Source organism: Phenylobacterium sp. (assembly GCF_044372605.1).
Taxonomy (GTDB): domain Bacteria; phylum Pseudomonadota; class Alphaproteobacteria; order Caulobacterales; family Caulobacteraceae; genus Phenylobacterium.
Genome location: NZ_JBILRO010000029.1, coordinates 1 through 22431 on the forward strand (window position 1 = coordinate 1; position 22431 = coordinate 22431).

The following is a 22431-nucleotide window of genomic DNA, read 5'->3' on the forward strand; positions in this document are numbered from 1 at the left end:
TCGAGGTCTACGTCGAGAAGATCCTCGTCCCTGAGCTCAAGCCCGGCGACATCGTGGTGATGGACAATCTCTCCAGCCACAAGCGCCCGAGCATCCAGGCCATGATCGAGGCGGCCGGCGCAGAGCTATGCTTCCTGCCGCCCTACAGCCCCGACTTCAATCCGATCGAGAAGGCCTTCTCGAAACTCAAGGCGCTCCTGCGCAAGGCTGCCGAGCGAACCGTCGGTGCCCTCTGGGACGCCATCGGACGCTTCATCGACCTCTTCACTCCGACCGAGTGCGCCAACTACTTCAAGAGCTGCGGATACGATGCAGACTGAATGGAATCCGCTCTAACCCGCCACCTTGTAGCGCTCGATGGACTGCCGGATCAGTTCGGCGGTCTCCTCGGCGTCGGCCCAGCGGCTGATCTCTACCGACTTGCCCTTTTCCAGATCCTTGTAGTGCTGGAAGAAGTGGGCGATCTGCTCGGTCAGGATCTTGGGCAGCGAGCGCCAGCTGTCCACGCCGGTATAGAACGGGTGCAGCGCATCCACCGGCACCGCCAGCACCTTTTCGTCCCCGCCGGCTTCGTCCGTCATCATGAGACAGCCAATGGGGCGAGCCCGGATAATCGCGCCCGGAACCACCGGTGTCTGGCCCACCACGATGATATCCATCGGGTCGCCGTCGTCGGCGAGGGTATGCGGGATGAACCCGTAGTTGCCCGGATAGAACATCGCCGTGTGCAGGAACCGGTCGACGAAGAGGGCGCCGCTTTCCTTGTCGATCTCGTACTTCACCGGCTCACCGCCCTGCGGGATCTCGATGATGGCGTTGACATCGTAGGGCGGATTTACGCCGACGGGGATTTTGGAGAGGTCCATGGGGAGGGGCCTTTTCTCGTGCACACACATGAGGGAGCGCGGTCTGTGGCGGATGGTTCCCGCAGAGTAAAGCCCTATAGCCCCGCGATGCCCTCCATCAAGCTGGCGACAAGGCCTCGCTCGGCTTCGGTCAGCTCCGGTCGCCAGATGTTGAAGATCAGTACGATGCGCGTCTCCGCGCTCTCGTTGGCGGCCTCGTGCTCGATGGTGTCGTCGAAGACGAAGGCCTTTCCGGCTTCCCAGGTCAGGGTCTCGTTGCCGACCCGGAACCAGCAGCCCTTGGGCGCAATCAGGGGCAGGTGCACGACCAGTCGCGAGTTGTGAAACCCGGTGTGCGGGGCGATCACAGCGCCGGGGGTCAGCTTTGAGAACAGCGCGAAAGGCGAGCGTCCCGCGATCCGTTCCAGCGGGGCGTGCTCAAGTGCCGCCATGGTCCTGGGGCAACGCGCCGCAATCTCCGGGACCGGCGCGCCGTCACGCCAGAGGTAGCAAGCCGTCCACGTATCGTCATCCAGCAGGTCGGCCTGGGTGGCCGGGCGATTGACCTCAGCTTCGATGTAGGGTGCGAAAATGTCCGGGCCATCGGCCATGAGGTCCTGAAGCTCGGCCAGAATGTCTGCGGTCGCCGCCTCGATGGCGTCCAGCCAGGGGAAGTTTTCGCGCGGATAGACCTGGATCGTCGGTAGCCCAGGGAAGAAGTACGACCGCGGCTCCTGGATATATCGCCGCTTGCGGCCTGCCAGCAGGTCGAGGGACTCGTTGAACCGGGGACTGGCGGTGGCAGGATCGTAGCCCCGCGACAACAGGCCGCGCGTCAGGTCGGCGTGCAGGGCCTCATTCAGCCGGTCGCGGGCGCCGCGCACGCGGTCCATCTCGGATACCGCCTCGGGCGGCAGGCCCTCCGTATCAGGGACCAGATCCAGCGCCGCGCCATAGAAACTGACGGCAGCGCGTCGGTCGCCAGCATCGGCCATCAGGTCGCCCTTCATCAGCAGGGCCCGGACATTCTGGGGCTCCAGCTTCAGCGCCGCATCCAGCGCATGAGCCGTGCCGTCAGGATCACCAAACGCTTGCCGCGCAAGGGCAAGGGCCACCCAGACGGTTCCGTCAGCTCGTCCGGCCTCGACGATCGCGTTGAAGCATCGCAACGCCTCCGCGTTTCCGCCACGCGCCAGCGCCGCCATCCCTTGTGCGCCCAGCGCGTTCAGTTCGATGTCATTCACAGGGCGCTCTCCTCAGCTCGTTCCGCCATACCGCATGCCCGTGATTCCACCGACTGTTGCCTGCTGAGCACGCACCCCGACAGAATTGTGACACAGGCGTCAAGTTCGAAGCCGAAACAGCCAGCCTTGGTGTAGCAGAACCGTCGGAAGGCGAGGCTTCCCCTTCGCCGAACAACGCCAGAGGTCTCAACAGATGAAGTCGCCCGCGTCGATCCGCGCCATGCTGGTTGCCAGTGTGTCCCTTTCCGCATTCGCCCTGGCGCTTGCCGCGCCCCACACGGCTGCGGCCGCTGATGATGCCACCACCCTCGGCGAAGTGATCGTCACCGCCCAGAAGAAGTCGGAAAACATCAACGACGTGCCCTTGTCGCTGACGGCGGTAAGCGGCCAGAAGCTGGACGCCATCCGCTCGGGCGGCGGCGACATCCGCATGCTATCGGCCCGCATTCCCAGCCTGACACTTGAATCCAGCTTCGGCCGCACCTTCCCGCGGCCCTACATCCGCGGCCTCGGCAACACCGATTTCGACATCAACGCCAGCCAACCTGTGTCCTTCATCTATGACGAGGTGGTACTGGAAAACCCGGTGCTGAAGGGCTTCCCGCTTTTCGACATAGCCCAGGTGGAAGTGCTGCGTGGCCCGCAGGGCACCCTCTTCGGCCGCAACACCCCGGCCGGCGTGCTGAAGTTCGAGAGCGCCAAGCCGACCAAGGAATTCGAGGGCTACGGCTCGGCCTCCTACGCCACGTTCTCCACGATGAACCTGGAAGGCGCCGTCTCCGGCCCGATCGTCGCCGATGTGCTTTCGGCCCGCCTGTCCAGCCTCTATCAGCGCCGCAGCGACTGGGTGGACAACACCCGCACAGGCGACAAGAACGACTCGGAGGGTTACGACCAATATGCCCTGCGCGGTCAGCTGCTCTACACGCCCACCGCCGAGTTCAGTGCGCTGCTGAACCTGCACTATCAGCACCTGAACGGCACGCCGCGCGTGTTCCGCGCCAATATCATCCAGCGGGGCGCCAACAACTTCGCCACAGGCTTCAAGCGCGACACCATCAGCCAGGACGCCCAGAGCCGAGCCATTCAGAAGGTGGAATCCTCCGGCGCCAACCTGAAGCTCACCTATGACTTCGGCGACGGCATGCCTGCGCTCACCTCGATCACCGCCTACGAGCGCGTCGACACCTACAGCCGTGCGGATATCGACGGCGGCTTCGGTGCCTCGTTCGCCCCGCCGTTCGGCCCCGGCTTCATTCCCTTCCCGTCGGAAAGCGCCGATGGCGTGCCCTTCCACGGCCAGTTCACCCAGGAAATCCGGCTGGCCGGGGACAACGGCCCGCTGGGCTATACGGTTGGCGCCTTCTACTTCAACGAAAGCATCAAGATCGATAGCTACAGCTTCAACACCCTGGCAGGCGGCGCCCTCGATGGTCGCGCTTACCAGAGCCAGAAGACAGAGAGCTGGGCCGTCTTCGCCAACCTCGACTATGCCGTCTCCGAACAGCTGAACGTCGCTGGCGGCATCCGTTACTCCGACGACAGCAAGGATTTCCTGGCCCAGCGCACCCGCTCGCCCTTTGGTGCGCCCAACACGGCCGTCCTGCGCACCAGCCCCAACTCCAGCGACGTAAGCTTCAACGTCAGCGCCACCTACGCGGCGACGGAAGACCTGAACCTCTACGCCCGCGTCGCACGCGGTTACCGCGCGCCCTCGATCCAGGGTCGTCTGGTGTTTGGCGACACCCTCTCGGTCGCCAAAAAAGAGACCGTGATGTCCTACGAAGCCGGTGTGAAGGGGACGGCGGCGGAAGGGCGCGCACGCTTTGACGCCAGCGTCTTCTACTATCGCGCCAACGATCTGCAGGTCACAGCGGTCGGCGGCGGCGCCAACTTCAACCGCCTCCTGAACGCCGACAAGGCGACGGGCTACGGCTTCGAGTTCAACGCCGAGGCCGAGCCGGTGGATCGCCTGATGCTGACGGCCGGCCTGTCGTACAATCACACGGAAATCCAGGATTCCGCGCTCTTCACCCAGCCCTGCGGCAGCGGCTGCACCGTTCGTGATCCGGCCGGCCCGATCGCCGGCACTGTGCGGATAGACGGCAACAACCTGCCCAACGCGCCGCGCTGGATCGCCAGCGTGACAGCCGGCTACTCCTGGCCGGTGGGTGAAGGTTCGGTGTTCGTGTTCAGCGACTGGGCCTATCGCTCGAAGATCAACTTCTTCCTCTACGAATCGGCCGAGTACAACGACGCCAAGCTGTTGGAAGGCGGCCTGCGCATCGGCTATCGCGCGCCGGGCGAAGCCTGGGAGGTCGCAGCCTTCGGCCGCAACATCACCAACGACATGAGCCTCGAAGGCGGCATCGACTTCAACAACCTGACCGGCTTCGTCAACGACCCGCGCACGATCGGTGTGGAAGTGAAGGCCAAGTTCTAGGCAGATTGCGCAATCTGCCTTCTCCCCTTGGGGGAGAAGGTGGTGGTGGCAGGCTGACGGATGAGGGGTCGCACGGCATGGCCGCTGCGGCCCCTCTTCGTTTCGGCCAAACCTAGCCCTCGAACCCGCCCACCAACTCCAGAACCGCTTGGCCGTAGTGCGCCAGCTTGGCTTCGCCGACACCGTTGACGCGTTCGAGCGCGGCGCGGCTGGTGGGCCTGGCGGTGGCGATCTCGGTCAGGGTGCGGTCACTGAAAATCACATAGGGTGGCACGTGCTGGGTCTTTGCCTGGGCGGTGCGCCAGGCGCGCAGGGCTTCGAACAGCGGCTGGTCAGCAGGCGAAAGGGCGGCGGCGGCGGTTCGCGCGCGTTTTCCCTTGCGGGGCGCGCGAGGGCCATCCTCGTCGCCGTCGGGATGCCTGCGCATCATCACCCGTTGATCGCCCCGGAAGACAGCGCGGACGGCCTCGGCGTCGCCAACGCCGACCAGGGGACGGCCATCGTTGGGATCCTCCCGCAGCAAGCCTTCGAACAGCAATTGCTCACACAGATCGCGCCACTGGCTGGTGGAAAGTTCCTGCCCGATGCCCCAGGTGGAGAGTGATGATTCCTGCTCGCTGACGTCCTTGGTCTTGCCAAGCAGGTGGTCAACCAGCCGACCCCGCCCATAGCGACCAGCCAGCCGGGCCGCCGCTGACAGGGCCTTCTGCGCCGCAAGCGTGGCGTCGATGGTCTCGACCGATCCCGTGCAGAGGTCGCATTGGCCGCAGACCTCCACGCCCTCCTCGCCGAAATAGCGGCGCACCGTGGCCGCGCGACAGCCGGCTCCGTCCAGCAAGGTGTAGAGCTGGCGCACCTTGCGCACCTGCACCTGTTTGACCGCGTCATCCATCTCGCGCTCGGCGATGCGGCGCAACGCCCAGGCCATGTCGGCGGCGCCATAGAGGGTGATGCCTTCGGCGGGCTCGCCGTCGCGGCCCGCACGGCCGATCTCCTGCCAGTAGGCCTCGATGGATCCCGGCGGGTCCGCGTGGATCACGAAGCGGACATCGGGCTTGTCCACCCCCATGCCGAAAGCGATGGTCGCCACCATCACGGCCGCGTCGGCCTCGAGGAACTCCGTCAACCGCGTCTCGCGGAGGCGCCTGTCGAGGCCGGCATGATAGGCGAGGGCGGGCACGCCCGCCGCCCGCAACAACTCCGCCAGCTTCTCGGTCTTGTCGCGTGAGCCGGCATAGACCACGCCGGAACGGCCCGGGCGGGCAGTGACCAGTTCCACCACGCGCTTGTCGGCCCCGCGCTTGCGTTCCGCCGACAGGATCAGTTCGGGCCGCGCGAAGCTGGCGACGAACTCGGCGTCGTTCTCCAGACGCAGTTCTGCGCGGATGTCCTCGCGTGTCCGGGCGTCGGCGGTAGCGGTCACAGCCAGGCGCGGTACGCCCGGGAACAGATCGGCCAGTCGCCCGAGCATCCGGTATTCGGGCCTGAAGTCATGGCCCCACTGGCTGACGCAGTGGGCCTCATCGATAGCGATCAGCGACAGGGATATTCGGCTGAGTCGATCCTGCATCCAGGGCTGCATCAGCCCCTCAGGCGAGATGTAGAGGATGTCCAGTTCGCCGGCGTCGATCCGCCGCCAGGTCTCGACCTTCTCCTCGGGTTCGATATTGGAATCCAGCCGCGCGGCGGCCACGCCCGACTGAACCAGGGCAGCGACCTGGTCGGTCATCAGCGCGATCAGCGGCGAGACCACCAGGCCGAGGCCGGGTCGGATCAGGCTGGGAATCTGGTAGCAGAGGCTCTTGCCCCCCCCGGTCGGCAGCACCGCCAAAGCATTCCGCCCCGCCAGCACCTCAGCAATCACATCGGCCTGCAGCCCCCGGAACTCGGCATGTCCGAACGTCCGGCGAAGAACCTCGCGGGCGGCGTCCAGCGGTGAGAGCTCAGCTTCGGCGACAGCGAACAACATACGCCGGTTATGGCGAGAACCGCGCCCGCGCGCCACCGCTAGCGAGGCCTCTACCCCTGCTTCACCGTCTTGTTCTGGAACCCGGCGATGCGGGCCTGCATGTCTGGACCGCGGCCCCGACCCCGGAAGATCTCGTGGGCGAGGCCCGCGTCTATCGGCAGGCCGTCGGTTTCCACCAGCAGAGCTTTATTCGCCCTGTGGCTGAACCAGGAGTTGGCGAGGATCTGGGCCGCCAGCTCATCCAGCCGGGCATCGAAGTCGACGTCCGGCACACAGACATCGGCAAGGCCGATCCGCTCGGCCTCCACCCCGCCCACCGTGCGACAGGTCAGCATCAGTTCGCGCGCCCGGTAGGTTCCCACGCGCCGTGGCAGGCGCTGACTGAGACCCCAGACCGGGGTGAGCGCCCACTTGGCGTGGGTGTCGGCGAACTTGGCGCCCTCGGCGGCGAAGATGATGTCGCCGACCAGAGCGAGTTCCAGCGCCCCCGTGTAGCAGTGCCCGTGAACCGCAGAGATCACCGGCTGCGGCAGGTTGGCCATCCGCTCGATCACCTTGGACTGATAGTGGGGTTCAGGCAGCTTCTCGCCGACCGAGATGTCGCCCAGGTCGTGCCCGGCAGAGAAGCAGCGCCCGGCGCCTCGCAGGATAACCAGGCCGACGGTATCAGTCTCTCCCGCCAGCTCTTTCACATGGGCGTCCAGCTCGACGAACACCTCCACATTCAGCGCATTCAGCTTGTCCGGGCGATTGAGTGTAAGGGTGACGGCGCCGTCGCGATCATGGCGCAAAACGAGATCTGTCATTTGCCTGCGTCCATCCGGCTAACGGTGAGGGTCCTGGCCCAGTGGCTTCCCATGCGGTTCACGAACTGGGGCGGTCGCTCCGCCAGAACTTCGGTCTCGAGCCACAGGCGCTTCAGGTGCCGGATCTTGCCGGCGGCACGGTCATCCTCATAGGACGTCCGCCCATGGAGCACATGGTAGTTGTTGATGAACTGCATGTCGCCGGGCTGGAAATCCATCATCACCGAATAGGCGCCGCCCTCGGCCATGTCCTGCATCCAGGTGAGCGCCTCGCGGGCCTTGTCCGTCAGCCGCGGCGCATCGGCGTGGCGTTGCGACGCCAGGATGTAAGGGCGGATCAACCGGATGAAAAGCCGGTCGCCGTGCCGGGTGAACACAGGCATCAGATACCAGCCAGGCTTCCCGGGCGCCTGTTCACCCCGGTAGTCGAAGGGCTGGGGCTTGTAGAGCTCGGCAGCAAGGTCAGGGCGTTCCCTGACCAGCCGATTGTGCAGGGCGACCGAGTTGCAGACCGCCGACAGACCGCCCGAAACGCCCGTCTGCAGGCACATAAGGCCAACGAGGTCAGAACCGTCGCAATGGAAGTCGAGACCCACGAGACCCACCTCGTTGCCGCGTGAAGTCGGATCATTCGGCGCCTTGCCGTGGTCGGTGACGTCGCCCAGCACGTGGCCCTTGGCGTTCTGTGGCCAGGGTTTGCCCAGGTGCGCGCCAATGCCCCAGTAGGCCAGGCTCATCTGGTCATTGGTCCAGCGATCGCGGGGCAGGCCGCGAATGCGCACGAAGCCGCGTCCGTCTATCAGTTCTCTCTCGATAGCCTTCAGGCGCGGACCCAGAGTCGGCAGGGGAAAATCGACTTTCCCGATCGCCAGGAAGTTATCCGAGGCCGTCTGGGCATGGGCCACGGCGGCGGTCAGTTCGTCGACCTCGGCGGCCGACAGCGTTTCAGTCCATTGCGCCGGATCGGAGACCTGGGCAGCGTCCCATTCGCAAGCGGTTTCCAGAACCTGCGGTGTGAAATCGGGTGTGACAGCGTTCATTGCAGGACTCCCTACTCCGCAGCCATGGCGGCCGGCGCCGACTGACCGCCCCGCAGGAGTCGGCCAGGCAGAGCATCAGTCGGCGTTCCATCCCTGTACGTCACCTGCCCCGCGACGATGGTGGCCGTGTACCCGCTGGCCCTCTGGATCAGCCGGCGGCCTCCGGTCGGCAGGTCATAGGCCACGCTGGGGGACTTGAGCGTGAGGTTGTCGTAGTCGATGACGTTGAGGTCCGCGCGATAGCCGGGCTGGATCAGACCTCGATCGTAGAGGCCGACAGTCTCGGCCGTGTCGCGGCACTGGCCCTTGACCATGTGTTCGAGGCTGAGTTTCGGTCCGCGCGTTCGGTCGCGGGTCCAGTGGATCAGATTGGACGTCGGGAAACTGCCGTCGCAGATCATGCCCACGTGGGCGCCGCCGTCGGAAAGGCCGGGCACAACACAGTCGTGCTGCAGCATCTGATAGGCCGGATCCAGCGAGTTCTGGGCGTAGTTCAGCAGCGGCAGATAGAGCATGCCGCGGCCGTGATCGGTAAGCATATGATCCAGCGCCAACGCATAGGGATCGACGCCCCGTCCAGCCGCAATGGCGGCAATGGAATGATCTGGCGTGGGTTCGTAGTCCGGATTGTCGCCACCCATAAGATAGATCCGGTCCCAGGCCCGTGCCGGCGACAGACCAGGAGCCCGGGCGTTCTCGGCTTCCTCGGCCAGCAAACGGGCGCGGAACACGGGATCGTTTAACGCCGCAACACGCTCGCCTAGCGACAGGGCTTTGATCTCACGATAGCTCGGGTGCGTCGAGAACGGGTTCACCGTCAGTTCCAGGCCGAACAGCACGCCCACAGGCCGGGTCGCGACCTGGGCGCGGATCTGCAGGCCGGCGGCCTTGGCCTCAGTCATCTGCTCCAGCATGTAGCGCCACTGCTCCGGCTCCCTGGGGCTCTGAAGCAGGGAGAAGGACAACGGCCGCCCGGACCTCGCCACAATCCGCCGCAGCATGGCGAACTCCTCGACCGGGTCATTGAAGTCGGAGACCACCTGGAGCACGCCCTTGCCCGCAGCCGCCATTCCCATGGCGATCCCGGTCAGCTCGTCCTCGCCGGCGGTGAGCGTGGCGATCGGCGAGCCGTCCGACGAACGGTGATTTAGCGTTCGCGAAGTGCCGAAGCCGATAGCGCCGGCCTCCATCGCGCGCCTGGCGAGCGCCGCCATCGCGTGAATGTCCGCTTCGGTCGCGGGCTCCCGGTTCACACCACGCTCGCCCATGACAAACACGCGAAGCGCGGCGTGCGGTAGTTGGCTGGCGACATCCACGTCGAACCGCCGGGATGCCAGCGCGTCCAGATACTCAGGATAGCTTTCCCAGTTCCACGGCAAGCCCTCGGCCAGCACCGGGAACGGAATGTCCTCGACCCCCTCCATCAACTGAATCAGTCGGTCGTGGTCGTCGGGTCTGCAAGGCGCGAACCCCACGCCGCAGTTTCCCATCACCACGCTCGTGACCCCGTGCCATGACGAGGGCTGCATCCGTCCGTCCCAGGTGGCCTGCCCATCATAGTGGGTGTGGATATCGACGAACCCCGGGGTCACGATCTGGCCCCGCGCGTCGATCTCCTCTGCGCCTGTCCCGATAATCTTGCCGACGGCGACGATCCGTCCGTCACGGACACCGACATCAGCCTCGAAGGTTGGCGCCCCTGTGCCGTCAACAACGGTCCCACCCCTCACCACGAGGTCGAATACCTTATCCATGGCGTTTCTCCTGGACCGCTCGTGTCGTCGGCCTGAGCGACATTTGCCGCGCATTCACCGGGGTAGGTCAAGGGTCAGGCCGGGATCTTCGGCCGAGGTTACCGGATCGAGGCCCGAGTTAACGCTATCACTTCCCGCGATCTTTACAGCCCCGAGGGCCTTCTGCGACGCACCGAATACGCGCCAACCTGCGGGACGCACTCATGCTCATGACGCTCGAAATCTCCGTCAGTATCAACGACGAGTTGACCGCCCTGCTTGCGGATTACACCAGCTGTATGGGCGAAGACAGCGGCCTGGCCTGCACGTCGCTCCTCGCTGACTTCGGAGATCAAACCGCCTCGCCGGCCGACCTCGCCATCGACCCTGCCAGCGTGGCAGCCCTCGACGGACTGATCGAGATCAGCGATGGCAACTTTGCGTTCGACCTGACGATCCTGGAAGTCGGCCGGACCTTCGGCGGCCCAAGCTTCATGGACCTGCCGTAGACCCGCGTTCAGGCGCCATCTCGGCAGACTTGATTGCGCACCCATACATTGCCGCAGACCCGTCAAGTGTAACTTCGGCCGTCATGGGATAGGCGCGTTCGCTCATCCCATCCGAGCAGGCGCTGACGTAGAATGTCACCGCCAGGGTGCGACCATCTGCGGCCCTGGCGAACCATAGGGCCTGACCGGGCTTGATCGCGGCCCCTGGCGCCTCGGCGACCATGTCTGGTTCACCCGGGCGGCTCAGGGTGAACCGGGTTCCTTCTACCTTAACGGACCAGAACGGTTCCGTGCCTACCGCCGTCATCGGCTGGCTGAAGTCGGACACCATCACAGGGGGCCTTGCGGCGACTGGTGCATCCGCGGGCGCGGCCGCCGGGGCGCCGGTAGGGTCCTGCGGTTGGCACGCTGTCAGGGCCAATAGGGCCAGGATTGCGAGGCTGCGTTTCATCCGCGTGATCCTGCCGCAAATCACGCTATCGTCCAGCGCTGTGACGCGCCCTTTCACCTTCTATGAGTTCTTCGCTGGCGGCGGGATGGCGCGTCTCGGTCTCGGCGAGCACTGGCAGTGCGCCTTCGCCAATGACTTTGACGCGGTGAAAGCCGCCACCTACCGCGCCAACTTTACGGATGCAGCCGCCCATTTTCACGAGGGCGATGTGTGGGCGTTGTCGGCGGGAGACCTGCCGGGTTGCGCCGATCTCGCCTGGGCTTCAAGCCCCTGTCAGGACTTCAGCCTCGCCGGCGGGCGCGCCGGGCTGGCCGGGGGACGATCCTCCGCCTTCTTCGGGTTCTGGCGGCTGATGGAAGCGTTGGATGAGGCTGGTCGTGCGCCCCGACTGCTGGTCATCGAAAACGTGTCTGGCTTGCTCACCTCCAACGACGGCGCAGACTTTGTGGCGCTGGGCGCGGCCCTGGCCAGTCGGGGCTATCATTTCGGAGCGCTGGAGATCGACGCCGCCGTCCTGCTCCCTCAGTCGCGGCCGCGGGTGTTCGTGATCGCGACGAGAGATGTGGCCCCCGGGTTGATCGGCGACAGCCCGTTTCACACGCGAGCCGTAAAGGCGGCGCAGGCCCGGCTATCGACCACGCTGGCGCGTCACTGGGTCTGGTGGGGACTGTCAGCGCCGCCCCGGCGCAACACCGATCTTGCCGCGCTACTGGAAGCTGATGCAGCCGTCGCGTGGCATACGACCGATCAGACCGCGCGCCTTCTATCGCTTATGAATCCCCTGCATCGCGCCCGGATAAACACCCTGTCCGCCCGCAGCGTTGGGGCGGTTTTCCGTCGGACACGGATCGAGCACGGCCTGCCTGTCCAACGCGCAGAAGTTCGCTTCGATGGTCTCGCTGGCTGTCTGAGAACGCCCCGCGGGGGTTCCTCCCGGCAGGCGATCCTGGTGGTGGAGCCGGATCAGATTCGGAGTCGACTGTTGACGCCTCGCGAGGCGGCCCGGCTGATGGGTCTACCCGACAGTTATCGACTTCCCGCGTCCGCGACCGGGGCGTTGCATGTGGCGGGCGACGGCGTTGCGGTTCCCGTGGTGCGCTGGTTGGCTCAAGAGCTGCTGGAGCCGCTGCTGGCCGAATCGTCCGCCATGGCGGCAGAGTAAATCTGAACCAGACCCCAGCCCTGGCCGCTTCCAATCCGCGCCGGAAGGCTTAGGTTTGCGACCATCGCCGACCGCAACGAGAACCGACAGCCATGACCACCGCCGCCACCGCCTACGACGCCGCCCGCTATCGTCGCAACGGGCGCGGCCGGATCTACGACTCGGTGCTGGACCTGATCGGGGATACGCCGCTGGTCCGACTGCCACATCTGACGGCGGCGCTGAAACCCAAGGGCGAGGTGGTCGCCAAGCTGGAGTTCTTCAACCCTTTGGCTTCGGTTAAGGACCGGATCGGGGTGTCGATGGTCGAGAGCCTGGCGGCTTTGGGCCTGCTCAAGCCCGGCGGACGGGTGGTGGAACCCACCTCGGGCAACACCGGCATTGCGCTGGCCTTCGTATGCGCCGCCAAGGGCTACAAGTGTACCTTGGTAATGCCCGAAAGCATGTCGATGGAACGACGCAAGATGCTGTTGATCCTGGGCGCCCAGCTGGAGCTGACCCCGGCGGAGAAGGGCATGTCCGGCGCCGTGGCCCGGGCCCGGGAGATCGTCGAGGCCACGCCAGGCGCGGTGATGCCGCAGCAGTTCGAAAACGGTGCCAACCCGTTGATACACCGGGTCTCGACCGCCGAGGAGATCTGGAACGACACGGCCGGCAAGGTGGACGCCGTGATCTCCGGCGTCGGCACAGGCGGAACAATCACGGGCATAGGCCAGGTGCTGAAGGCGCGCAAACCTTCGGTCCGCATGGTTGCGGTAGAGCCTTCGGCGTCACCCGTCCTGTCCGGCGGCTCACCCGCGCCGCACAAGATCCAGGGCATCGGCGCCGGGTTCGTGCCTGGCATCCTGGACCGCGGCATCATCGACGACATCGTCCAGGTCTCCAACGACGACAGTTTCGCCATGGCGCGGCGGATGGCGCGCGAGGAAGGCATTCCCGGCGGTATCTCGTCCGGAGCGGCCATTACCGCCGCCTTCGAGATCGCCAGCCGCCCAGAGATGGAGGGAAAGCTGATCGTGGCGATCATCCCCAGCTTCGCCGAACGCTACGTCTCGACCGCGCTGTTCGACGGGCTGTGAGCGAAGCCACAGACGTTTAGTCGCCCGAGCTCTAATCCCCGACCTCCTCAACCACCACCTCGGTCTTCACCGAATTGGCGATGAAGCATTCCTCGTGGGCCTCGTGGTGCATCGCATCGCGTTCGGTGTCCGTGGGGCGCAGGCCGACATAGGTGATCTCGGGATGCAGGGTGACGCGGGTTACCGCCATGCGACCCTCCGGTGTCCGTTCCATCACGCCCACGGCTTCGTCCCGGTAGCGGATGATGACGAAGCCCTTCAGTCGGGCCACGTGCAGGAAGGTGAGCATGTGGCAGTTGCTGAGGGCCGCCACCAACATCTCTTCCGGGTCGACCGCGCCGGGCGCCGCCCACTTGCCGACCACGTGGGCGGACGCTGTGGCGGGCACCACGTGCTGCTGGAAAGTGACCGTGTGGGCGCGGCTGTAGCGGCCCTTTGCAAAGTCTGCGCCGTCTTCCAGCGACCAGTCGATGGTCGCGCGGTAGCTGGCCATCAGAAGGCTTCGGCCGGCAGGGTCATCAGCAGCTCCGAGCCGGTCTTCAGCTTGGCCAGGCGGCTGCTGGTCTCCGGCAGGATGCGCTGGATGTAGTAGCGAGCGATGGTCAGTTTGGTCTCGTAGAAGGGGTCGGTGTCGCCGGCGGCGATCCGCGCGAGGGCGGCCTTGGCCTGCAGCGACCACATGTAGGCCAGCGCCGTCAGGCCGAAGAGGTGCAGATAGTCAGTGGAGGCGGCGCCGGCGTTGTCCGGGTTGGCCAGGCCGTTCTGCATCAGCCACATGGTGGCTTCCTGCAATTCGGCCTTGGCGCTGACCAGTCCATTCAGGAAGGTGGCCATGGCGGCATCGGCCTCGTTTTCGGACATGAACTGGTCAAGTTCGGCGAAGAAGGCCATGACCCCCCGGCCGCCGTCGGCGGCCAGTTTTCTTCCAACTAAATCAAGGGCTTGGATCCCATTTGTACCCTCGTAAATCAAGGCGATGCGGACGTCCCGCAGGTACTGGCTGACGGGGAAGTGCTCGGTGAAGCCAGAGCCGCCGTGCACCTGCATGGCGTCGGAACAGACGTTGAAACCGCGGTCGGTCAGGAAGGCTTTCACCACCGGCGTCATCAGCCCCATGTAGTCGCGGCCCTTCTGGCGGACGGCCTCATCGGGACTGGCGTGGCTGAGGTCGCCGTGGAGCGAGGTCCAGGCCATGAAGGCGCGGCCGCCTTCGATGAAGGCGCGGGCCTCCATCAGCATCCGGCGGACATCCGGGTGAACGATGATCGGGTCGGCCGGGCCCTCGGGGTTCTTCGGGCCGGTCAGCGAGCGGCCCTGCAGGCGATCCTTGGCGAAGGCGGCGGCGGCCTGATAGGCGGCTTCGGCCTGGGCGATCCCCTGCAGTCCCACCCCCAGCCGCGCCTCGTTCATCATCACGAACATCACGGCCAGACCCCGGTTCTCCTCGCCGATCAGCCAGCCGGTGGCTTCCTCGTGGGCGATGACGCAGGTGGCGTTGCCGTGGATGCCCATCTTCTCCTCAAGGCCCAGACAGTTCACGGCGTTGCGGGCGCCGGGATTGCCATCCGCATCGGGGATGAACTTCGGCACGATGAACAGGCTGATGCCCCGGGTGCCGGCCGGCGCGCCCTCGATCCGGGCCAGCACCAGGTGGATGATGTTCTCGGTGAGGTCCTGCTCGCCGCCCGAGATCCAGATTTTCTGGCCGGAGATCCTGTAGGTTCCGTCCGCCTGCGGGACCGCCTTGGTGCGCAGCAGGCCCAGGTCCGTGCCGCAGTGGGGCTCGGTCAGGTTCATGGTGCCGGCCCACTGGAATGAGGCCAGCTTGGGCAGGTAGAGCGCCTTCTGTTCGTCGGAGCCGCCGACATGGATCGCCGAATAGCACCCGTGCGTCAGGCCGGGGTACATGGAAAACGCCATGTTGGCCGACGAGGACATCTCGGAGTACGCCAGGTTCACCACATGGGGCAGGCCCTGGCCGCCATAGGCCGGATCCGACCCCAGCGCCGGCCAGCCGCCTTCGACCAGCTTGGTGTAGGCCTCCTTGAAGCCGGTGGGCGTCCTGACCGAGAAGTCCGGGCTCCAGGTGCAGCCCTCCTTGTCGCCCACGACATTGAGCGGGGCCAGCACCTCGGAGGTGAACTTGCCCGCCTCCTCGAGGATCGCCTCGACGGTGTCCATGGAGGCGTCGGCGAAGGCCGGGAGGTTGGCGTAACGCTCTAGCTGCAGCACATCGCGCAGCAGGAACACGTAATCCCGCACGGGGGCTTGATAGGTCATGGGGGCTCCGGATCGCCAGGAATGAACCGGTCTACTCTAGACCGGCACGCGCCGGTTTGTCGCGGCCCGGCGCGAGATGTCAGGCCTCGCTGTGGCCGGCCCCGTCCAGCTGACGGCGCAGCACCTGATCGTAATCGGCGGCGCGGGGCAGCAGATCCGGCCGGGTTTCGGAAAGACGCTTCTCGATGTCGGAGACCCCCGCCTGAAGCTGGGCGATGGCATCGTCGATGTCGGTCTTCTGCTGTTCCAGGGCGACGATCCGCTCATTGAATTTGCGAAGCGACGTCGCCGCCTGCTGCGCCCCGGTGTCATCGGCATCATAGAGGTCGAGGATCTCGCCGATTTCCAGCAACGACAGGCCCACGCGCTTGCCACGCAGGATCAGCACAAGACGCCCGCGATCACGATAGGAATAGACCCGGTTCATGCCATCCCGCGCCGGATTTAGCAGACCCTTGTCCTCGTAGAACCGGAGCGCGCGCGGCGTGCATTTGAACTCAAGGCAGAGCTGCCGGATCGAATAGGTCCGGGGCAGGCGGCGCAGATCGGCAGGCATGACAGGTCCTCCGCTGGTATGGCTTGTTAGGGCCAGACTAGGCGCGGGTTTCCGCTTACGTCAAGGGATAGACGTTGGGTCAATGGGAGTAGCCGCCGGTAAGTGGGAGTTCTTGTGACGGTCGCCATTACCCGGTGTCGAACCTTCGGGCGCGATGCGGTGAAGGGACTATTGCAACTGTCATGTGTGGACGGCGCCCGGTTGGCAGGTGCCATTGCGCCCGGCACAGCTCCACGCACAGAAGCGCCGCCGATCCTGCGACCGGCGGCGCGTATTGGTCAGACGCAGAGGTCTAGGCGACCACGGCCTTGCGACGGCGGATCATCGAACCGGCAGCGCCGAAGCCGATAATCATCATCGCCCAGGTTGCGGGCTCGGGCACGACACCCGTCACATTGCGACCGTACTGGATGTGGTCGATTTCCAGGCCAGCCGGATTGCTCATGGTCAGCCGAGAGATTCCCCCGGCGTTCTGCACGCCATAGAAGCGATCCTCGGCGGTGCCGCCGGTGCTGCTATTGTCGGCATGGTTGCCGACAAGCTGACCGAGGGACACGTTGTTCTGGTCGAAGGCGGTGAACGTGATGGTGTTGCGGCCATCGGTCCACACCAGACCTGCGAACGTCGGTAGCCCGCCCAGCGCGCCTGCGTCGAACAGGATCTCCACCGATCCGTTAGTGAAGATCGAACGGCCGAGCTGACCGTTGCCGCCATTTCCGACGGAATCGTAGAGGCCCGAGCCGACGAAGCAGTTGGCGCCGACGATGCAGAAACCGGACCCATTGACCGTGAGACCGGGAGTGCTGACGGCGTTGTCCTCGACGTCCTCAAGATAGAAATACTGATTGAAGTCGCCAGCGTGGAAGGGCGCATCCGCCGCAGTCGTATAGGCGCTGGGCCCATAGAAGCTGGCGGCCTGGGCCGCCCCCGTAAACGGGGCGGCGACCAATCCGACCGAAATTGCCAACCCTCTCACAACCGAACCTAGCGACGCAAAAACTCTCAAGGCCATTTCGAAAGCTCCCCTAAACGACGACTTGCCAATCCCTCAAAATTATCGGGTGACCGGCGGCCTCTCAATTGGCCGGATGGCCTAGCCAGATGGCCTAATCCCTTGAGCGTGGAGGAGATCGGGTCAAATCTCCAAAGGGGGCAGGTAATCTTGCAGCCATGACCCGGCGACGAACCTCCGGGCGCAAGATGGTTTGGGGATTGGTGCAACTGTCACCGCAATTCCTGCACAATTCCGCGCACGGAAACGCCGCCGATCCTGCGAGCGGCGGCGCGTGTCTGCCAAGCGTGAAGGTCTAGGCGAGCATAGCCCTGCGGCGGCGGATTATCGAGCCGGCCGCGCCGAAGCCGATGATCATCATCGCCCAGGTGGCGGGTTCGGGGACGGGGGCTATAGCGTTCGGATCCACGAAGCCGGTGAATACGGCATTGTCGAACCGGCTGTCGTCGGCGCCGGTATTGTACTCTGTGGTGAAAGCAATTCCCCTCAGATCGCCAAGAATACCCTGAAACTGCGCCTGGCTAAGCGCAGTGGCGCTCGCGAAGAAGCCGCCATCGAACCTGGTGAAGTTGGCCTCGTTCAGAGTGAGGGTGAAGGTCGTGAGCGCGTTGTTGTCTGTGGACGGCGGGCCAAGATTCACAGCGGCGGAAAGTCCGTTCCCATAGAGAATCAACCCGGCGTACGCAGTCCGGTCGTTAAACGCGTCACTGACGTCGAATGAGATCGAACCGTTGTAGGCGCCGCTCTGGTTGCCCAGCACGGCTTGGGGAGCGTAGACGCCCGTCTGGTTGGCCTGGTCAGACAGCTTGAGCCTGCCCAGTTCCCAGCCGGCGAGCGCAAAGGCGTTCGGCACAGTCCCGGAGACGTCGCCGACCCTCCAGCCCTGATTGTCTGTGTCAAAGGTAAATGAGATCGCGGCATTTGTGGCGCCCGCCGAAGCCACCACCATAAACGCGGCGACAGATCCCAGAACATACTTACGCATTGTGAAATCCTTTGTCGGTCCTTGATTTCAGACCCAGTTGCAGACCCACCGGTACGGCTGGCTTGCCAATCCCTTAAAAATATCCGGTGACCGGCGGCCTCTCAATTGGCCGGATGGCCTAGCCAGATGGCCTAGTCCCTTGCGCGCGCCGCTGATCGGCTCAAGCTGAAAGCCATGGGGAACCGGTGACCGCGCAGCCATGAGTTTGATGATCAGCCTTCAGGCCCTGGCGATCCTGACCGTCACTGGCGCAATCGTCTTCGTGCACGTCTGGCTTGGACCGGTGGTTCCGCCAGCCCGGATGCTGCTGTTCGACGTCGTGTATGGCGGGTTCAATCTTTGGTGGGCGGTCTCGATCGTGATCCTGCGGGTAACGCGGAAGATCACCGAGGATACCGCCGAGGCCTGGTACGGGCATACCACCCAGGTCTTCTGGTTCGGAAACGTTGCTACGGTCACGGCATTTGCGCTGGTGATGCCCTACGCCTCGGAAGCGTTGCGGCTGGTGGTGACGATGGTCTGTCTGGCCCCTGTAGCGGTGGAGGCAATCGGCACCATCCTGACGCCGCGCCTCGGGCGCCGCGATGTCTGGTCGACCCTTGCTCCGGCCTTCATTCCTGTCGGGATCGTCATCATGTTCGCCGTCTCCGGCGACGAGTTCGCGATACCTGTAATGGTATTCGTGATGTCCTTCACCATCGCGCTTCTGCTGCTGCGGGAAGTTGTGCAGGGGTGGGTCGACTATGCCTGGGACGCCGCCCAGGCCGCCGAGGCGGCCCGCGACGCCCGCACCCGGTTTCTCGCCTCGGCATCTCACGATCTGGGTCAGCCGCTGCAGGCCGCCCGCCTGTTCTTTGATCAGGTGCTGCAGAGCCCCGCCGGCCCGGCGCGTGAGCGGGCGGTCCGAAACGTACGCTGGGCATTCGACAACACCGAGCATCTGCTGGGCCAGATGATGGATCACCTGCGGCTGGAATCCGGCGAGGTCGAGGCCCGCTTAGCGCCGCTACCCCTGGGGCCCCTGATCGCCCGCGTCGCCGAGATACACGAGCCCGCCGCACGGCTGAAGGGCGTGGACATCGACGCCCTGCCCACCCGGTTGGTCGCCAGCGCGGACAGCGCTCTGGTGGAGCGCGCCCTGGGAAACCTGGTGGCCAACGCCATACGCCACGCCAAGGCGCGCCGGGTGCTGGTCGGCGCGCGGCGGAAGGGTGATCGCGTCCGGGTGTGGGTCATTGATAACGGTGTCGGCATCCCGGACGCCGACCGGCCTCGACTGTTCGAGGATCATGTGCAGGGCTCGAACCACGGCGATGAGATCCGCGGCGGTTTCGGGCTGGGCCTGGCCTCCTGCCGGCGCATCGCCGAGCTCATGGGCGGCAGCGCGGGCCACGAGCCGCGCTGGAGAAACGGCGCCGCCTTCTGGATCGACCTGCCGTTAGGCTGATGTCAGTGTTCTGATGATCTTCTGTCCTTCGCCAACGGAGGGCCCTGTCACGTGCGTTCCTGCCTGATCTGTGACGACCATGCCATGCTGCGCGAGGCGCTGACTGGCGCCGTGGCGCTGAACTGGCCGGACGCCGTGGTCGTGCAGTGCGCCGACTATCCCTCGGCCTGGCAGGCCGCCGCCGACAGCCACGACCTGATCCTGTCAGACCTGATCATGCCGGGCGCCTCGCCGGTCGACGGTATCGGGCGGCTGCGCGAGATCGCGCCCGATACCCCGATCCTGATCGTCACCGGCGACGAGGACGACGCCACTCTGCTGACCCTGTTCGCCCTGGGCGTCTCGGGTTTCGCGCCCAAGACCTCGAAAAGCGCCGTGATCGAGGCGGCGATCCGCCTGATCCTGGCCGGCGGTCGCTATATCCCGCCCCGCCTTATCGAGATCGCAGCCGGACAGGGCGGGGGAACACCCCCCCGAACCACGCGCCTGACAGCGCGCCAGATCGACGTGCTCAGGCTGATCGCGACCGGGCATTCCAACAAGGAAATCGCCCGCGATCTCGACCTGTCGCCGGCTACGATCAAGGCCCACACGTCTGCGGCGATCGCCGTGCTGGGCGCCGTCAACCGCGCCGAAGCTGTGTTCAAGGCGCGAGAACTGGGATTGATCTGACGTCCAGCCGTAACCGGCAGGATAGGTCCACCGAAAATGGGGCGCACACGCGGCGTTACGGCGGGCGTTGCGGCGACACCTTGACCCCATCCTGACCCACCGCCACTGCGCCATGCGAGGCGGCCCCCTCGACCCCCCTTCGGGCAGTCCCCTTCGGCGTAGGGGGATCGTTGCGCAATCCAGCGTGACCGAAAGGCTCCGACTCCAAGGTGCTCAAGACCCCCTTCGCCCCTTGTGGGAGAAGGTGGCAGGCGAAGCCTGACGGATGAGGGGTCACGCCAGTCTATCGGAATGATTGCAAGGACTTGCTTGAGAGATTTATCGACCCCTCATCCGAGCCGCTTGCGCGGCCCACCTTCTCCCACAAGGGGCGAAAGAGCGCGTGGGCGGCCTCTCATCACCAATCTGGAGTTACGGGAGTTACGGTGACACTTTACTTAACCCCCTCGGGGCGGCGGGGCGAGTCCGGCGGTGCGTACATTAGGGGTTAAGTAAAGCGTCACCGTAACTCCTAATGAGGCTCCAACAGCTAGAACCGGCCGGAGACCCTGAGGGTATAGGATCGCGTTCCAAACCCGCCGGTCGCTGCGCGGGTCTCCACGCTCGTAAGGTTTTGGGCGCGCGTCCGGTCGGGCGTGAAAAATCTTCGCTCGCGAACATCGGTCGGCCGCAGAATGTCCGCGACGGTGAAGCGGACGAGGACATTCCTTATCGCGGTGCTCTCCACGAACAGGTCGATACTTGGCGCGTCCCAGTGGTTTGTCCGCTGTTCCCGAAGGCGGAAGAGCTGCGTGCTGTCCGTTCTCTCGTACAATACCCCCCAGAGCAGCTTCAGGCCGGGCAGTGGCTGTCGGATATCGACAGAGTAGTTCCACTCGGTCTCTTCGGAGAACCGACGCGAGCGACCGGTGACCGGGTCCGTCGCACGGGTGTTCTGGACAAGCCCGTTGAGCCGAAGTTCGCCGCGCGGGATACCGATGGCATCGAGCGGCGCTGTCAAATCCGCGCGCAGCCCGCTTCGCCTGCCCTTCCCGATGTTGCCGGGGCCGTCGAATTGCCCCGCGATCGGGATCTGGTCCTGAACCGCACTTACGCGGTCATGGAAGGCGGAGAAGATCAACACGCCCCGGGTTGCGAACCGGTGCTCCCAGTCGACCTGCGCGCGCCAGGTTCGTTCCGGCTGCAGGTCTGGATTGCCGAGGTCGACAATCCCGTCAAACAGCGACACGGCGCTGGCGAACTCGGTAAAATCCAGTTGGGCGACGTCACGTTCCACCAGAAGCCGCAACTGGTTCCGACCCTCGGGGCTCCAGGTCAGGTTCATTCTGGGCTTGAAAAAGGTGAAGTCGCGTTCCTGGGCCGCGTCGCCGGACTGGCTGATCCGCGAGAACTCGGCCGACAGGCTCGTCTCCAGCTTGAGGGTCTCGGATACCTGCCAGAAGTCGGTGACATAGACCTCGCCACGCCGTTCCTCGATACGCGTGTCCGCGACCGGCAGACTTGAGGGCCTTGGACCAGCGCCGAGATCGACGGCGATCGCGAGGCGGCTATCCAGGTAATTGAACGCAGCTTCTCCGCCGACATCGAGAGAGTGACTGCGCGCCGGCTTCCAGGTGAACACCCCACGGCCCACATACTCGCCGCTCCTGGACGCGCGCTGGACCAGGGTATCGCGACGGCCGCCGCTTATGGGCCGGACGGTGTAGCGTTCGCTGGACCCTGTCGCCTTGCGCGAAGCCAGCCCGACGAGCTTGAACGAGGCGACCGGCGAGAATCTATGCTCCCAGTCTGTTCCGATCTCGCCCGACCAGACGCGGTCGCCCACGACCTTGCTGTCCTCGGTACGCAGGCGCGCGCCGGCGGCATGGAAGGTTTCGGAGAAGGTATGGCGACCGTCGCGCGACGGTATCACCTGGGCGTTGAGATTGAGGCTGTCCCTTGCGGTTGGCTTCCAACTCGCGCGGCCGCTCAGCTTGTATTCCCAATAGCTGCCCTGAAGATGCTCACTGCCCTGTTCAATCAGCGCGCCGCTGGCGCCGGTCAAGCGCTTGTCAAATTCGACCCCGCCTCGGCGGGATGGCTGGGCCTGAAGCGCGAGCCGGATGTCGGCGTCCGCCATACGGAAGCCGCTGGTTATCACCAGGACCGGATTGACCGAATGGGTTGGATCAAGCACCCCAGCCTGAACAACATAGGTA

Annotated in this window: 20 protein-coding genes; 7 read left to right on the top strand and 13 right to left on the bottom strand. The window is 65.1% G+C overall.

The features are described from left to right. On the top strand, positions 1–320 hold a 320-nt coding region (locus ACIQ42_RS04445), incomplete at its 5' end, for a transposase (RefSeq protein ID WP_397421002.1). A 12-nt stretch (positions 321–332) separates the two neighbouring features. Here ACIQ42_RS04445 and ppa read toward each other — a convergent pair. Beyond that, positions 333–866 carry an inorganic diphosphatase gene (ppa, locus tag ACIQ42_RS04450; RefSeq protein ID WP_397421003.1) on the bottom strand — a complete coding sequence of 178 codons (534 nt, stop codon included), beginning with the start codon at positions 864–866 and terminating at the stop codon, positions 333–335. 74 nt (positions 867–940) lie between these two features. Continuing rightward, a complete protein-coding gene (locus tag ACIQ42_RS04455; RefSeq protein ID WP_397421004.1) occupies positions 941–2089 on the bottom strand; it encodes an aspartyl/asparaginyl beta-hydroxylase domain-containing protein in 1149 nt (382 codons plus the stop codon). Positions 2090–2282: 193 nt separating this feature from the next. Between ACIQ42_RS04455 and ACIQ42_RS04460 the strand changes: the two genes are divergently transcribed. Continuing rightward, the gene (locus ACIQ42_RS04460; RefSeq protein WP_397421005.1) at positions 2283–4532 is read left to right on the top strand and encodes a TonB-dependent receptor; all 2250 of its coding nucleotides are present in this window, start codon (positions 2283–2285) and stop codon (positions 4530–4532) included. Positions 4533–4644: 112 nt separating this feature from the next. Here ACIQ42_RS04460 and recQ read toward each other — a convergent pair whose 3' ends face one another. The 4 genes from recQ to ACIQ42_RS04480 are packed head-to-tail and all read right to left on the bottom strand — an operon-like array spanning position 4645 to position 10155. Continuing rightward, complete coding sequence (gene recQ / locus ACIQ42_RS04465) at positions 4645–6501, bottom strand: DNA helicase RecQ (RefSeq protein ID WP_397421006.1); 1857 nt, start codon at positions 6499–6501, stop codon at positions 4645–4647. A gap of 50 nt (positions 6502–6551) precedes the next feature. Then, entirely contained in the window at positions 6552–7307 is a 756-nt protein-coding gene (locus ACIQ42_RS04470; protein WP_397421007.1) for an enoyl-CoA hydratase/isomerase family protein, read from the bottom strand. Continuing rightward, the gene (locus ACIQ42_RS04475; RefSeq protein WP_397421008.1) at positions 7304–8347 is read right to left on the bottom strand and encodes a TauD/TfdA family dioxygenase; all 1044 of its coding nucleotides are present in this window, start codon (positions 8345–8347) and stop codon (positions 7304–7306) included. The genes ACIQ42_RS04470 and ACIQ42_RS04475 overlap by 4 nt, the downstream gene beginning before the upstream one ends. 11 nt (positions 8348–8358) lie before the next feature. Continuing rightward, on the bottom strand, positions 8359–10155 hold the full coding sequence (locus ACIQ42_RS04480; protein ID WP_397421009.1) for an amidohydrolase family protein: 1797 nt from the start codon (positions 10153–10155) through the stop codon (positions 8359–8361). Between the two features lie 155 nt (positions 10156–10310). Between ACIQ42_RS04480 and ACIQ42_RS04485 the strand changes: the two genes are divergently transcribed. Beyond that, positions 10311–10589, top strand: coding sequence for a hypothetical protein (locus ACIQ42_RS04485; RefSeq protein WP_397421010.1), 279 nt, complete (start codon positions 10311–10313; stop codon positions 10587–10589). On the opposite strand, the gene ACIQ42_RS04490 is transcribed toward ACIQ42_RS04485, so the two are convergent. After that, positions 10573–11040: a hypothetical protein gene (locus ACIQ42_RS04490; RefSeq protein WP_397421011.1), complete on the bottom strand. Its 468-nt coding sequence runs from the start codon at positions 11038–11040 to the stop codon at positions 10573–10575. The genes ACIQ42_RS04485 and ACIQ42_RS04490 overlap by 17 nt on opposite strands. 4 nt (positions 11041–11044) lie before the next feature. Here ACIQ42_RS04490 and ACIQ42_RS04495 point away from each other — a divergent pair, with 4 nt between their 5' ends. Both ACIQ42_RS04495 and cysK read left to right on the top strand, forming a co-directional pair. Next, positions 11045–12202, top strand: coding sequence for a DNA cytosine methyltransferase (locus ACIQ42_RS04495; RefSeq protein ID WP_397421012.1), 1158 nt, complete (start codon positions 11045–11047; stop codon positions 12200–12202). A 92-nt stretch (positions 12203–12294) separates the two neighbouring features. Continuing rightward, positions 12295–13281, top strand: coding sequence for a cysteine synthase A (cysK, locus tag ACIQ42_RS04500; RefSeq protein ID WP_397421013.1), 987 nt, complete (start codon positions 12295–12297; stop codon positions 13279–13281). A 31-nt stretch (positions 13282–13312) separates the two neighbouring features. Here cysK and ACIQ42_RS04505 read toward each other — a convergent pair whose 3' ends face one another. From ACIQ42_RS04505 to ACIQ42_RS04525, 5 genes are all read right to left on the bottom strand, one after another. Continuing rightward, on the bottom strand, positions 13313–13774 hold the full coding sequence (locus tag ACIQ42_RS04505; protein WP_397421014.1) for an OsmC family protein: 462 nt from the start codon (positions 13772–13774) through the stop codon (positions 13313–13315). Next, positions 13774–15561: an acyl-CoA dehydrogenase C-terminal domain-containing protein gene (locus tag ACIQ42_RS04510; protein ID WP_397421015.1), complete on the bottom strand. Its 1788-nt coding sequence runs from the start codon at positions 15559–15561 to the stop codon at positions 13774–13776. The genes ACIQ42_RS04505 and ACIQ42_RS04510 overlap by 1 nt, the downstream gene beginning before the upstream one ends. A gap of 79 nt (positions 15562–15640) precedes the next feature. Continuing rightward, positions 15641–16117 (bottom strand): MerR family DNA-binding transcriptional regulator, encoded by a 477-nt coding sequence (locus tag ACIQ42_RS04515; RefSeq protein ID WP_397421016.1) that lies wholly within the window; start codon positions 16115–16117, stop codon positions 15641–15643. A 292-nt stretch (positions 16118–16409) separates the two neighbouring features. Then, positions 16410–17084 (bottom strand): PEPxxWA-CTERM sorting domain-containing protein, encoded by a 675-nt coding sequence (locus ACIQ42_RS04520; RefSeq protein WP_397421017.1) that lies wholly within the window; start codon positions 17082–17084, stop codon positions 16410–16412. Between the two features lie 340 nt (positions 17085–17424). Further along, positions 17425–18114, bottom strand: coding sequence for a PEPxxWA-CTERM sorting domain-containing protein (locus tag ACIQ42_RS04525; RefSeq protein ID WP_397421018.1), 690 nt, complete (start codon positions 18112–18114; stop codon positions 17425–17427). Between the two features lie 199 nt (positions 18115–18313). Between ACIQ42_RS04525 and ACIQ42_RS04530 the strand changes: the two genes are divergently transcribed. Continuing rightward, the gene (locus tag ACIQ42_RS04530) at positions 18314–19561 is read left to right on the top strand and encodes a sensor histidine kinase (protein ID WP_397421019.1); all 1248 of its coding nucleotides are present in this window, start codon (positions 18314–18316) and stop codon (positions 19559–19561) included. A gap of 51 nt (positions 19562–19612) precedes the next feature. Further along, a complete protein-coding gene (locus ACIQ42_RS04535) occupies positions 19613–20233 on the top strand; it encodes a LuxR C-terminal-related transcriptional regulator (protein WP_397421020.1) in 621 nt (206 codons plus the stop codon). A 529-nt stretch (positions 20234–20762) separates the two neighbouring features. Here ACIQ42_RS04535 and ACIQ42_RS04540 read toward each other — a convergent pair. Continuing rightward, positions 20763–22431, bottom strand: a 1669-nt coding sequence (locus ACIQ42_RS04540) for a TonB-dependent receptor plug domain-containing protein (RefSeq protein ID WP_397421021.1), incomplete at its 5' end; no start/stop codon positions are given.

Excerpts from the sequence above, each read along its gene's own strand:
- ppa (WP_397421003.1), bottom strand. The coding sequence starts at position 866 with ATGGACCTCTCCAAAATCCCCGTCGGCGTAAATCCGCCCTACGATGTC.
- ACIQ42_RS04460 (WP_397421005.1), top strand. The coding sequence starts at position 2,283 with ATGAAGTCGCCCGCGTCGATCCGCGCCATGCTGGTTGCCAGTGTGTCC.
- recQ (WP_397421006.1), bottom strand. The coding sequence starts at position 6,501 with ATGTTGTTCGCTGTCGCCGAAGCTGAGCTCTCACCGCTGGACGCCGCC.
- ACIQ42_RS04470 (WP_397421007.1), bottom strand. The coding sequence starts at position 7,307 with ATGACAGATCTCGTTTTGCGCCATGATCGCGACGGCGCCGTCACCCTT.
- ACIQ42_RS04475 (WP_397421008.1), bottom strand. The coding sequence starts at position 8,347 with ATGAACGCTGTCACACCCGATTTCACACCGCAGGTTCTGGAAACCGCT.
- ACIQ42_RS04480 (WP_397421009.1), bottom strand. The coding sequence starts at position 10,155 with ATGCGCGGCAAATGTCGCTCAGGCCGACGACACGAGCGGTCCAGGAGA.
- ACIQ42_RS04485 (WP_397421010.1), top strand. The coding sequence starts at position 10,311 with ATGACGCTCGAAATCTCCGTCAGTATCAACGACGAGTTGACCGCCCTG.
- ACIQ42_RS04490 (WP_397421011.1), bottom strand. The coding sequence starts at position 11,040 with ATGAAACGCAGCCTCGCAATCCTGGCCCTATTGGCCCTGACAGCGTGC.
- cysK (WP_397421013.1), top strand. The coding sequence starts at position 12,295 with ATGACCACCGCCGCCACCGCCTACGACGCCGCCCGCTATCGTCGCAAC.
- ACIQ42_RS04505 (WP_397421014.1), bottom strand. The coding sequence starts at position 13,774 with ATGGCCAGCTACCGCGCGACCATCGACTGGTCGCTGGAAGACGGCGCA.
- ACIQ42_RS04510 (WP_397421015.1), bottom strand. The coding sequence starts at position 15,561 with ATGACCTATCAAGCCCCCGTGCGGGATTACGTGTTCCTGCTGCGCGAT.
- ACIQ42_RS04515 (WP_397421016.1), bottom strand. The coding sequence starts at position 16,117 with ATGCCTGCCGATCTGCGCCGCCTGCCCCGGACCTATTCGATCCGGCAG.
- ACIQ42_RS04525 (WP_397421018.1), bottom strand. The coding sequence starts at position 18,114 with ATGCGTAAGTATGTTCTGGGATCTGTCGCCGCGTTTATGGTGGTGGCT.
- ACIQ42_RS04530 (WP_397421019.1), top strand. The coding sequence starts at position 18,314 with ATGAGTTTGATGATCAGCCTTCAGGCCCTGGCGATCCTGACCGTCACT.